General features: G+C 63.0%; 7 protein-coding genes. 3 read left to right on the top strand and 4 right to left on the bottom strand.

Going from position 1 to position 9861, the window contains the following annotated elements; all coding sequences use genetic code 11:
* Together CVM52_RS03920 and CVM52_RS03915 are read left to right on the top strand one after the other, a co-directional pair.
* On the top strand, window positions 1–1186 hold a 1186-nt coding region (locus CVM52_RS03920), incomplete at its 5' end, for a gamma-glutamyltransferase family protein (RefSeq protein ID WP_100161292.1).
* 21 nt (window positions 1187–1207) lie between these two features.
* Window positions 1208–2020, top strand: a complete 813-nt coding sequence (locus CVM52_RS03915) for a sulfite exporter TauE/SafE family protein (protein ID WP_100161291.1) — start codon at window positions 1208–1210, stop codon at window positions 2018–2020.
* A gap of 4 nt (window positions 2021–2024) precedes the next feature.
* On the opposite strand, the gene CVM52_RS03910 is transcribed toward CVM52_RS03915, so the two are convergent.
* Window positions 2025–2699, bottom strand: coding sequence for a GntR family transcriptional regulator (locus CVM52_RS03910; RefSeq protein ID WP_100161290.1), 675 nt, complete (start codon window positions 2697–2699; stop codon window positions 2025–2027).
* A gap of 301 nt (window positions 2700–3000) precedes the next feature.
* Window positions 3001–4722 (bottom strand): thiamine pyrophosphate-binding protein, encoded by a 1722-nt coding sequence (locus tag CVM52_RS03905; protein WP_133119779.1) that lies wholly within the window; start codon window positions 4720–4722, stop codon window positions 3001–3003.
* 649 nt (window positions 4723–5371) lie between these two features.
* Here CVM52_RS03905 and CVM52_RS03895 point away from each other — a divergent pair.
* Window positions 5372–5827 (top strand): hypothetical protein, encoded by a 456-nt coding sequence (locus CVM52_RS03895; protein ID WP_100161287.1) that lies wholly within the window; start codon window positions 5372–5374, stop codon window positions 5825–5827.
* 99 nt (window positions 5828–5926) lie between these two features.
* Here CVM52_RS03895 and CVM52_RS03890 read toward each other — a convergent pair whose 3' ends face one another.
* Both CVM52_RS03890 and CVM52_RS03885 read right to left on the bottom strand, forming a co-directional pair.
* Complete coding sequence (locus CVM52_RS03890; protein WP_100161286.1) at window positions 5927–7417, bottom strand: aldehyde dehydrogenase family protein; 1491 nt, start codon at window positions 7415–7417, stop codon at window positions 5927–5929.
* A 282-nt stretch (window positions 7418–7699) separates the two neighbouring features.
* Complete coding sequence (locus tag CVM52_RS03885; protein ID WP_100161285.1) at window positions 7700–9646, bottom strand: TonB-dependent receptor domain-containing protein; 1947 nt, start codon at window positions 9644–9646, stop codon at window positions 7700–7702.
* Window positions 9647–9861 lie beyond the last annotated feature (215 nt).

Raw genomic sequence — 9861 nt, 5'->3', positions numbered from 1 at the left:
CAACGCCATCGGCTATGCCGAGGACGGCATCGCCGTCACCGGCAACCAGGCGCGCACCACCGCCGACAAGCTGGCCGGGCTGCGCGACGTGCCGGGCTTTGCCCAGACCTTCTTGGTCGACGGCGCGCCACCCGCCGCCGGCCACCGCCTGCGCCAGCCTGCCCTGGCGAGAACCCTGAAAACGCTGGCCGAAACCGGGTTGCAAAGCTTTTACAGCGGCCCGATTGCCAGAACCCATGCCGAGTTTCTCGCCGCCCAGGGCAGCCCGCTGCGGCGGGAGGATTTTGCCGCCTATGGTGCCGAAACCGTCACCCCGCTCAGCCTCGAAACCGCGCAGGGCAGGCTCTATAACATGATCGCGCCGACGCAGGGCGTCGCCTCGCTGATGATCCTGGGCCTGTTCGACCGGCTGGGCGTGGCCCAGGGTGAGGGGTTTGACCATATCCACGGGCTGATCGAGGCGACCAAACGGGCGTTCCTTCTGCGCAATGCCGGGCTGGGCGATCCGCGCAGCATGGCAGAGCCGGCGCAGGACTGGCTGCGCTCAGACCGGCTGGACCGGCTGGCCCGTCAGATCGACCCGGCCCGCGCCCTGCCCTGGCCGCATGATCCCAAGGCCGGCGATACCATCTGGATGGGCGCGGCGGATGCCGAAGGCACGGTGGTCAGTTTCATCCAGAGCGTGTTCTGGGAATTCGGCTCGGGCCTGACCTGCCCGGAAACCGGTGTCTTCTTCCAGAACCGCGGCGCCGGTTTCGCGCTGGCGCCGGGGCCGAACCAGCTGGCGCCGGGGCGGCGCCCCTTCCACACGCTGAACCCGGCTTTGGCGCATCTCAAGGACGGCCGGGTGATGGCCTATGGCACTATGGGGGGCGAAGGCCAGCCGCAGACGCAATCGGCGATCTTCACCCGCCATGTGACCTATGGCATGGACCTGCAGGCGGCGGTCACCGCGCCGCGTTGGCTGCTGGGCAAGACCTGGGGCGCGGAGTCGACCACGCTCAAGCTGGAAGACCGGTTCGACCCGGCGCTTGTCGATGCCCTGCGCCAGGCCGGACACGCGGTTGAACTGCTGCCCGCCTTCTCCGATCTCGTCGGCCATGCCGGCGCCGTGGTGCGCCATGCCTCGGGCCTGATCGAGGCCGCCTCGGACCCGCGCGCCGATGGCGCCGCAACCTGCTACTGAATCAGAAAAGTAATAAAGACCATGCTGGAACTTCTCCCGTTCGTCCTCGGCGTTATCGCCGCTGCCATTCTTGCCGGCCTGATGGCCGGGCTGCTGGGGGTCGGTGGCGGCATCGTGTTGGTGCCGGTGCTGTTCTGGGTGCTGTCGCTGATCGACTTCCCCGCCGCGCTGTCGATGCATATGGCGGTGGCGACCTCGCTGGCGACGATCATCTTCACCTCGATCTCTTCGGCCCGCGCGCATCATCGGCGCGGCGCGGTCGACGTGGCGCTGCTGAAACGCTGGGGGCCGGGGCTGATGCTGGGCGCGCTGGCCGGCGGGCTGGCGGCGAAATTCATCCAACCCGACGGGCTCAAGGCAATCTTTGGCATTATCGCCCTGGCGGTGGCGGTGAACATGGCCATCCCGCGCACCCTGGTTCTGGCGCAAGCGCTGCCGGGCAGCACCGCGATCAACGCCGCGATATCCTTCGTCGTCGGCACGTTTTCGGCGCTGATGGGCATCGGTGGCGGCACGCTGTCGGTGCCGATCCTGACCGCCTGCTCGTTCGAAATTCGCCGCGCGGTCGGCACCGCAGCCGCCTTTGGCCTGCTTATCGCCATCCCGGCGGCGATCGGATTTGTCCTGTCGGGCTGGAGCGTGCCAGGCCGCCCCCCCTATTCTCTGGGCTATGTCAGCCTGCCCGCCGCGGCGTTGATCCTGCCCTTTACCGTCGGGTTCGCGCCGCTGGGCGCGCGGCTGGCGCACAGCCTGGACGGCATCTGGATCAAGCGCGCCTTTGCGCTGTTCCTCGCCGTCACCGCGGTCAGGATGCTGATCTCGGCCTTCGGCTGACCGGTCAGGTCATCCGCGTCAACACTTCGCGGGCGGCGCTCATCAGGTGCCGTCTGAGCGCCTTCTCGGCGCGCTTGGGATCGCGGTCCAGCAGCGCCTGCACGATCTCTTCATGCTCGGCATGCGACCGTTCCATGCGCGGCGTGCTTTGCAGTTGGAATTTGCGGAACGGCGCCAGTTTCAGCCGCAATGTGTTGGCCAGCGCGGTCAGGTCCAGGTTCTGGGTGGCCCCGAAAATCAACTGGTGAAACTCGGAATTCGAGGCGTCATAGGCATCCTGCCGCCCCTCGCGGGCCAGCTCGGCCATGGCGCCATGCAGCTGTTCCAGAGCCACCCGTTCGCCCACGGTCATGCGCTCGGCGGCAAAGCGCCCGCACAGCGCCTCGATCTCGGCCATCGCCTCGAACATCTGCTCGACCCGTTCGCGCGAGACATCGGCGACGATCACGCCCTTATAGGGTTTGCGCTCGGCCAGCGACCGCGCCACCAGCTCGTGCAGCGCTTCGCGGATCGGCGTGCGCGACACTCCGAAGCGGCGGGTCAGGCTCTGCTCATCCAGCTTTTCGCCGGCAGCGTAATGCCCGGCCACGATCTCGGCCTCCAACTTTTGCGCGATGCTGGTGCTGTGCAGGGTTCGGGGGGTGTCATTGCCGGTTTCCGGCTGCCGCGCGCCGCTCATCGTGGTATGCGTCCTTAAAATTCTGCCTTCATCCCTGCAGGCCCGCTCAAATTGTTCAGGTGCAGGGTCTTCTCTTTCCTTTAACATGATAACGTCATGTGCCGCCACGTTCTTGTATGCAACGGGGGCGATTCAGGCGCCTCGTGTCGACAATTTAGGCTGAAATTATCCGCCCTGCCAAAAAGAAGCCCAGCAGCGGATGCCAGCAGGGCCTTTGACGCCGAAACGTTGCAGGGTCGGTGTTTTCCGGTGGACTTTAATTTGCAAGAGGTGGCCGCCCGGCCCGCCGGGCGGCCCTGCCTTAATAGAAATACGGCAGTTTCTTTTCCTTCGCCGCCCGGACCCAGGGCGGAACGAAGGGCACGATCTCGTCCTGGGACGGCACCGAAATTTCGATGAAATTTGCACCCGGATTGTCTATCGCGGCCCGCAGCGCCGCCTCGATCTGGTCTTCCGCGGTGATGCGGACGGCCTCGAACCCGAACCCTTCGGCCACCTTCACATAGTCGACGGCACCGAAATCGGTGGTCCAGGGGGCGTCGACATCGTCCAGCAGGATCGCCTCGCCCCGGATCCAGCCATAGGTGTCGTTGCGGGTCAGGATCACGGTAACGTTCTTGCCGCTGCGCCGAATGGTTTCGAAATCGCCCAGCACGAAGGCCAGCGATCCGTCGCCGGTGAACGAGATCACCGGACCATCGGCCGCATAGGCGGCGCCGATCCCGGCGGGCACCGAATATCCCAAGGCCCCCATCGAGTAATTGGTGATATAGCGCCGCCCGGCCTCGCGGATCGACAGCAATGCCGAGGGGTAGATCGCGCTGACACCCGGTTCGGCGGTGACGATGGCATTGGCCGGCAGGATCGTGTCCAGCGCCTGGGTCAGCTTGACCGGCGAAACCGTACCCTTTGGCATCGGGATGTTAGAGTTGAACACCGCGTCCAGCGCCGTGCGCTTGACCTCGGTCAGGTCGAGGTCCGGCCGCGTCTCCAACTCCGGATCGGCGGCGATCAGTTCGTTCATATAGTCCAGCGTGGCGCGGGCATCGCCGACCAACCCCACCTTGACCGGGAAATTATTGCCGATATGGGCCTCGGCGATGTCGAGATGCAGAAAGGTCTTGCTGGCCGGATCGCCATACAGCTTCCAGTGGTCGGTGCCGCTGGAATCGGTATTGGTGCCGACGAAGAACACCAGGTCGGCGTCGTGGACATAGCTGTTGGAATAGTCCATGCCGCCGCGTGCGCCGATCACCCGCAGCGCCAGCGGATGGGTTTCCGGGATGGTTCCCTTGCCCGGCGTGGTGGTGGCCACCGGGATCTGCAGCCGTTCGGCCAGGGTCAGCAGCGCGTCGGTGGCTTTCGAGATCAGCGCGCCCTGCCCGCACACGATCACCGGCTTTGTCGCTGCCAGCAGCAGCTTGATCGCCGCGCGGACCTTGCCATGGTCGGCCACCGGGCGATGCGCCGGATAGTGCTGATACTCCGGCTCGGCGTAGAGGTCGGACAATTCGGCGGTTTCGTGAAAGACGTTGATCGGCACCCGGATATGAACCGGCGCCGGCCGTCCCGACGTGGCCACCCGGAAGGCCCGGCGCATCAGGAAGGGGATGTCTTTGACGTTCGTGAGGTAAAAGCTTTCCTTGCAGATGGGGGCATAAAGCGCGGTCTGATCGACCCCGGTCAGACCGTGCTTCTTGTCCTGGTTGACCGGAATGTCCGAGCTGAAAAAGATCACCGGAACCGAGCTTAGATAGGCTTCGGTAATGCCTGGGGTGCAATGGGTCACGCCGGGGCTGGGCGCTTCCAGCACGCAGGGGCGCCCGGTGATCTTGGCATAGGCTTCGGCGGCAAAGGCGGCGGTGCGTTCGTCACGGGTCAGGACATATTCGATATCTGAACTTTCCTGCCATTCCTTGTACCACCCGATGGTGGTTTCTCCCGGGAGTCCGAACACATGCGACACGCCATGCAGTTCCAGCATTTTCAATATGGCGCGCGCCCCAGTCATTGCTTCTGTCACGGAAGACTCCAAATTCTTTTCCACGTATGTGCACTCTTATCTGTATACAGATCGAAGCACAACTGTATATACAAAGCAATTGTTTTCTTATCCAAGATGGATCTGCGGCCAGAACGGCCGCAAGAAATTTGTACTCTCTGCTAAGTCTTGGAGCGGTCGAACGCGCCCCTCTTCAGCTTAAAGAGTTGGCGGCAAAATACAAATTCAAACCCGCTTCGCGGCTAACCGACAGCGCGCGGGGCAAACGCCTGACCCCTAGCCGCGCGCCTGGCGGCGCTGCGGACCAGGCCGGATCAATTTGGCGCGCCAGAACGCCGCCTGACCGAGGCCATAGACAATTATCTGTCCGGCACCTCGCCTGTGGGCTCGGTCGGGCTGGAAAAGGCCTTTCACCCGCAGCCGAGCGCGCTGCTCGGAAAGGCCGAGATGCCGCGGGAGATGGATTACGTAAACGGCCACCGGCCCGCGTCCGGCGACGGGCTCCGTTCCACCGACCCTTTCGGCGATATGTGCACCACGGGTCGGGTCGTTCACGAATTGATCACGCTACACCACGGTTCTGCCAAGTCGATTCCGATTTGGATTCCAGTGGTTAGATAGACCGCGGCTCTGGCCGATTGCATCAACCGAACACATCAAAGGATCTTCGATGATCGACTTCCCCCCCTATCGCAACCTTTTGCTGGCCGGACTGGTCGGCGAGCTGAGTTTTGAAGCCTATGCCTGGCTTGTCTCGCCGCTGATTTTCGGTCTGCAGCTGGAGCCGGCCAATCTTATCATCGGGCTCGGCAAGACCTTCCTTGGTGTGAATCTGCCGTATTGGGCGGGATTTGCCGTTCATTTTCTGATCGGGTCGATTGGCTTTGCCGCGGTGGTCTGGCTCACCCATGTGCTGACCAAGACCCGGCTGGCCGTGTCAGGTGCAATTGCGGGCGCAGCGTTGTGGTTCGTGGCGCAGGGACTTCTGGCGCCGCTTATGGGGCGGTCTTTCATGATGGGGTTTGGTGTCTACACGCAGTCCTCCCTGCTAGCTCATGTCGGAATGTCGATCATGATCGCCCTAACCCTGGACCAACTCAATCGCCGAAGACCGCTGCCCGCCTGACCTTCTGGAGCCCGCGCCGCTGGCACGCCGAACGTGGCATGCCGAGCAGAACCGCCGCCGAGCTGGCGGCGGAAAGCGTGAAAGCTTCCGACATCGGCGTTAGTCGAAATTCATCACGATGGTCTTAGAGCGGGTGAAATGCTCGACCATGGCCTCCAACGACGCTTCCTTGCCCTGTCCGGACCGGCCGAATCCGCCATAGGACACGTTGGGCTGAATTGTCAGGTTCTGGTTCACCTGAACGTATCCCGCGTTCAGCCGCGCAGTGCTGTCCAACGCCATCGACAGGCTGCGCGTCCAGACCGAGGCGGCCAGGCCGTAATGGGTGGAATTGGCCAGCGCAATGACCGCATCGTAATCCGACCAGCCGCTAACCACGGCAACAGGGCCGAAGATCTCTTCCATCACGCAGGGATGGTCGTCGGGCAGGCCGGTCACGATGGTTGGTTGGGCAAACAGGTCGGGGGACAGGCCGGCGTCAGCCGGCAGCGTCCCATAACGCGCGACGGTCGCGCCTTCGGTTGCTTCGGCCTGGGCGACATAGGCGTTGATCCGGGCCGCCTGGCGGGCGTTGATGATGGCGCCGATGTCGGTCTTTTCGTCGAGCGGATCACCGATAACCAACTGATCCAGCTGTGCGCCCAGGCGTTCAAGGAAGGCAGAAATCAGGCTGTCATGCACATAGATCCTGCTGGCGGCGGTACAGCTTTGGCCTTGGCGGGTAAAACGCATACCGGCGATGGCGCCGGTCACCGCCTTGTCCAGATCGGCATCGGCGCAGACGATCATCGGCGATTTGCCCCCCAGTTCCAGCGAAACCGGGATGATCCGGCCGGCGGCCACCTTGTTGATCTCCTCGCCCACCGCCTCGGAGCCCGTGAAGGTGATCTTGGCGATATCGGGATGGCCGGTCAGCGCCGCGCCGCAATCCTTGCCCGTGCCGTTGATCACGTTCAGGACACCGGCCGGAAGGTGTTGCATCATCAGTTCTGCCATCAGGAAAGTGGCAAAGGGCGCTTCTTCCGAGGATTTCACCACCACGGTGTTGCCGGCCACCAACGCCGGGCCGACCTTCAGCGCAAACAGCACCAGCGGCACGTTCCAGGGCACGATGGCGGCCACCACGCCCAGCGGTTCGCGGGTGGTCAGGGTCAGCATCCGCGGATTGTAGGGTACGGTCTGACCCTTCAGCTCGGACCCCAGGTTGCCGTAGAACTCGACGATATCGGCGGCCACGGCCACCTCGCCGCGGCATTCCGTGCGGATCGCCTTGCCAGTCTCGCAGGCCAGAACCTGGGCGATCACCTCGGCCTTTTCCAGCACGGCACAGGCGGCGGCGGTGACGCGCTTGCCCCGTTCGCGCGCCGGCAACTGGGCCCAAGACTCCTGCGCCGCCTTTGCCGAGGCGACCGCAGCCCCTGTTTCGGCGCGCCCGCTTGCGGCGGCCTGGCCGATCACCAACCCGGTGGCAGGGTTGATCACGTCGAGGGCGGCCTTGGCCGGAACCCGCACCCCATCGATCAGATTCACTTGCCGATAGCGTTCAAATATCTCGTCAGGTGCCGCCGAAATGGCAAATTGCTCAGGCATGTCAGGTCCTTGGTCAGGGAAGGAGTCGGTCGCGCCTGTTTAAGTTCGTGACCGCTCGACCGTGCAGGGCCAGAAAATTACTTCGATAAGTCCAGTTTGATCGCTGAAACTGGAGCACGCGCAAAAGCGGCGCCAGCGCGCGGATAATGTTGACGAAGGGCCAAGCGAAATGCGGCCCAGGCGTTGAAACACGCGGTTTCGGCCAAGGCCGCCCCGGTGCGGCCTCAGGGCCGCGACCGGATCGGTGATACCGGCATTTGCGCCGCCGGTATCACCAGTTTCCTAGAATTTCAGCGTCGCACTCAGGGCGAGGCTACGACCTGGTTCGTTCAGCTGGGTGATCACCGCCGGCAGACCAATGCCATCGCTGGCGCGAGAGGCATAGGTTTCATCAAACAGATTGCGCAGGTCCAGACGGATTTCGACATTCTCGTTGGCCGGCGGGCTATAGCTGGCATAAAGATTGACAACTTCATACCCTTCCAGCGCCGACATACCGCCGACCCCTGCCGTGTCATTGTTTTCCAGTGCAATCTCGGCGGTGCCGCCGATCCCCAGATGCGGGTTGATGTCATAGCGTCCTTCCAGAGCGAAGATGTGACCAACCGGACGGCCCGCATAATAGGCGGTGGAACTGATTGTCGTGTCGCTCATCTGCACATCGGCATAGGTATAGTTCAGCCGCAGGAAACCCCGTGACGCATAGTACCCCACCGAACCGTCGAACCCTTGCGACGTCAGGTCGAACAGGGTCCGGCCTGCGGTCAGCACATCGTTGACATCATGTACCTTGGTATAGAACAGCGCACCGCTGACCGCCCAGGGACCGCGGTCGTAGCGCAGACCGATCCGGGCGTTATTGGCGCGGGACGGTTCGGGTGTCCCATAGACCCAGGCTCCGCCCAGATTGATCAACGACGCTTCGCTCAGCTCGAACCCACCCCAGCTGGACGCGGCACCGATGTTCAACGTCAGGCTGTCGGTCAGCACCACATCGGCCTGGGCGTTCACGCTCAACCCGCTTTCGTTGTACTCGGCCCCGTCGGCAAGCGTGAATTTCTGGGTATCCACCCGCGCCCCGTAGGACAGCGAGACCCGGTCGGTCACGTCCTGACGCATCTGAGCGTAAAGCCCAAGATTGTTCAGCGTTTCCTTGGAACCTGCCGTGTTCAGCTGGCCGAGACCGCGTGCGGTATCGTGGAAAAAGTCGATACCTGCGGTCAGAATGCCGGTTTCCAGATCAAAGTCGTTCTCGAACTTGCCGCTTAAGCTGCGGTTCGACCCGATCGCGCCGCCTGCCTCGACATATTGTTCGTTCCAGCTCAATTGCACGGTGGGCGCCCAGACACCTTCAGGCGCCTCGTCGGTATAGGTGAAGGTATAGGATTGCCGCCGCGACAGCGCGGGCAGATAGACGCTGGTCCGGCCAACGACCCCGGCAAAATCGGGACGTGCGAAAAATAACCCGCCGGGCCCCGCCTGCATGGCTCGGGTGCCTTCGTCTTTGACCTGTTCAGCCGAGAACTCGAACCGCTTTCCGGTCTCCGTCGTATAGGCGAGCTTGGCGCTGATGGCGTCGAGGTCGGGCTCGGTGCCTGGCACCACGTTGCCAGAACCGTCCTCGTAGTCGTCACCCGATATCTGGGTGCCGCTCAGGAGCCATTCAAACCCTTCGTTGCGCCCGAACAGCGTCAGGCTGCGCTGGAAGTCGCTGGCATTGCTGCCATAGCCAACGCTGGCAATCCCGCCGAACTCGTCTCCCGGCTCCAGCAGGTCCCGCGCGTCCTTGGTTTCGTATGCGATGGTGCCGGCCAGGGCACCGGGCCCGGCATCGGCGGGTGCGAGCCCGGAACTGATCTCGACCCGCTTCAGCAATGTCGGATCGATCAGCACATTGCCAGTGTGGTGGAAAGCCGACTTGTTCTGACGGGCGCCGTCGATGGTTACCGAAAGGAGGCTTTCCTCGATCCCGTGGACCAAGACCTTCTGCGCGATCGCGGCCCCGCCGCTGACGGTGACCTCCGACTCGCCGGAAAACACATCCTTGATGCTTTGCGGGTTGCGTGCGGTCAACTCTTCCGTGGTGATCTCGCTGTTGCCAAGCGCTTCCTGTGCTTCGTCCGCTTCCACACGGATCGGGTCAAGATCGATGACCTCCTGTGCTTGAATGGGTGCTGCAACGCAAATAGTGGCGGTTGCCAGCAGTCTGGCCCGAATGGATATCTTCATAGTCCCGTCCCCAGGTTCTAAGTGTCTGGCTGGCTCTGCTTCCCGGGTACAAGGGGTGCTGACTGGCTTCGTGTGCCGGCAGTATAATACTGACTGTATTAGTCAAGTATTTGTGACCAATTTAGGTTTGCCCTGCTCCCTGCACCGCTTGTGGCACAGGAAGCAATTGGAATCTGACGATTTCTTGGGCATCCCGCCGGGTTCTATGCCTGGGT

Origin of the sequence: Pseudooceanicola lipolyticus (genome assembly GCF_002786325.1) — a bacterium.
Lineage (GTDB): Bacteria > Pseudomonadota > Alphaproteobacteria > Rhodobacterales > Rhodobacteraceae > Pseudooceanicola_C > Pseudooceanicola_C lipolyticus.
Note: the sequence above shows the minus strand (reverse complement) of the source record. Positions and strands in the feature narration are given on the sequence as shown.